This is a genomic window from Vibrio sp. 10N.261.52.A1, from assembly GCF_002876325.1.
Classification (GTDB): domain Bacteria; phylum Pseudomonadota; class Gammaproteobacteria; order Enterobacterales; family Vibrionaceae; genus Vibrio; species Vibrio chagasii.
Map to the genome: position 1 here is coordinate 1 of NZ_MCYD01000727.1, position 2,171 is coordinate 2,171.

General features: G+C 45.6%; 3 protein-coding genes. 1 reads left to right on the forward strand and 2 read right to left on the reverse strand.

Features of this window, described 5'->3' with window-relative positions; all coding sequences use genetic code 11:
• Window positions 1-115 precede the first annotated feature (115 nt).
• Window positions 116-736 (reverse strand): SEC-C metal-binding domain-containing protein, encoded by a 621-nt coding sequence (locus BCT81_RS14810; RefSeq protein WP_102424920.1) that lies wholly within the window; start codon window positions 734-736, stop codon window positions 116-118.
• Between the two features lie 179 nt (window positions 737-915).
• On the opposite strand from BCT81_RS14810, the gene dusC reads away from it, so the two are divergent.
• On the forward strand, window positions 916-1,872 hold the full coding sequence (gene dusC / locus BCT81_RS14815; RefSeq protein WP_102424921.1) for a tRNA dihydrouridine(16) synthase DusC: 957 nt from the start codon (window positions 916-918) through the stop codon (window positions 1,870-1,872).
• A 49-nt stretch (window positions 1,873-1,921) separates the two neighbouring features.
• Here dusC and BCT81_RS14820 read toward each other — a convergent pair.
• The coding region (locus BCT81_RS14820; protein ID WP_133152633.1) for a diguanylate cyclase at window positions 1,922-2,171 on the reverse strand (250 nt) is incomplete at its 5' end.

The window sequence follows — 2,171 nt, forward strand, 5'->3', positions numbered from 1 at the left end:
AAGATCAACACGCCCTAGTCACTCACGCTTTACAAAAACTAAAAAGTCGACCTTAGGGTCGACTTTTTGTTATCCAATCTTTGTCGTTTTCTAAAGAACAGCGCGCTTGAAACGATTAACTGTTCTTACCACAGCATTGCTTGAATTTTTTACCGCTTTCACACGGACAAGCATCGTTACGACCGATATCTTTAAACGGATTCACGCTCTGAGATTTATTGCCCAGCATTGCTTCATCAGCGGCTAGTGCAACTTCTGAAATCATCAAATCGACTTGACCGACAAGATCTGCAAGCGCAGGCGGGTTCTCTAGTCCAGCCGCCACCATTTGCTGTTGAGTTTGCTCTTCATCAATCGCGAGCATCAATGTCGTCAGCAGAGCTTGAAGCATACGTAACGTGCCGTCAGCAACACTTACGGTTTTCCATTGCTCTTCTACGGTTGGCCAGACCATCATGAAACCTTCCGCGAAATCAGCGAATTGTTCAGTAAAGTCACCTTCAGAAAACACATCTGTCAGTAAGTATTCACTACGCTGAATGAGGTTGTGCTGGCGGTTAATCTGTTCTGTCACGATTGCCACAAGCGCTTCACCCGCTTCTGGAGCAATAATCGCAAGCCACGCTTCTGGCTCTAGCGGCTTAGTGGCTAGGTTAGAAGCAAGAATTGCCCCTTCAAGAAACTGCGGAGTAATGTCGGTAATTGATTCTGGTAGGCTTAATAATTGATATGTCATGAAAGCTCTGGATATTGGGCATTTTCCATATTATAACGCTATCCCATACATCATGTCGCCATTAACCGATTGAATGAGCATCATCGTAAGCAAAGCCACACTCATAGTGACAATCCTGTGGTCAAGCCGTACAATCACGCCTCTTTATTTTCAGGACAGAGATGTTTCGGTAAATCAGCATGCGAGTAATACTTGGCCCTATGGAGGGCGTTCTAGACCATCTAATGCGTGAAATTCTCACAGAGCTCAATGATTACGACCTCTGTGTAACAGAATTCGTCCGTGTTACTGATCAACTATTACCACCGCATGTGTTCCATCGCTTGTGCCCTGAGCTTCACCAAGGCTCTCAGACGATGGCGGGCGTCCCTGTCCACGTTCAACTGCTTGGCCAACACCCAAAATGGATGGCAGAGAATGCGATTCAAGCTGCGAACCTTGGTGCCAAAGGAATCGACCTAAACTTTGGTTGCCCAGCAAAAGCGGTAAACAAGAGTAACGGTGGCGCATCATTACTGAAAGAACCCGAGCTTATCTATCAAGTTGTTAAAGCGACCCGAGAAGCCGTTCCTGAGCACATCCCTGTTTCGGCTAAAATTCGTTTAGGTTGGGAACACCCAGATGAGTGCTTTGAGATTGTCGATGCGATTGAACAAGCCAAAGCGGACGAACTGACGGTTCATGCAAGAACCAAAACCGGTGGCTATAAGGCAAGTGAAATAAAGTGGGATTACATTAATCAGATCCGCCAGAAGACATCGTTGCCTTTGATCGCGAATGGTGAGATTTGGAATTATCAAGACGGTCAAGATTGCATTAAAACAACAGGTGTCGATTCACTCATGGTATGCCGTGGCGCATTCAACGTTCCAAATCTTGGTAACGTGGTTAAGCACAACCACCAGCCAATGCCATGGATAGAGGTAATTGCTCTGCTGTTACGCTATTCAGAGTTCGAAATTGAGGGCGATAAAGGTCTTTACTATCCAAACCGTGTAAAACAGTGGTTTGTGTATCTGCGCAAAGAGTACCCAGAAGCGGAAGAGCTGTTCCGAGAAATCAGAACCTACAAAAAAGCTGCGCCTATCGTCGAGCAGATCAAACGCTACCAAGAGCTGTACAATCAGCCTGCATAGATCTCCGCTCTCGAACTGTCTATTAAAGCATGTAGACTGAACAACGTGGCTAGAATTCGATACGATCTTTACCGGTCGTTTTAGCCACGTAAAGCTTCTCATCAGCAAACTTAAATATCTCTTCAAAGTTAAGCTTGCTCTGTTCTGTCTCTACAATGCACACACCGCCAGATACTGTGAATCCATTCGGAATAATATCTGTTGAATTGGCGCAAATCGCTGTTTTTACACGATCGAGTGTTCGCATCAAAATCTCGCGATCATCCCCTTTCAGGTAGACTACAAACTCTTCGCCACCA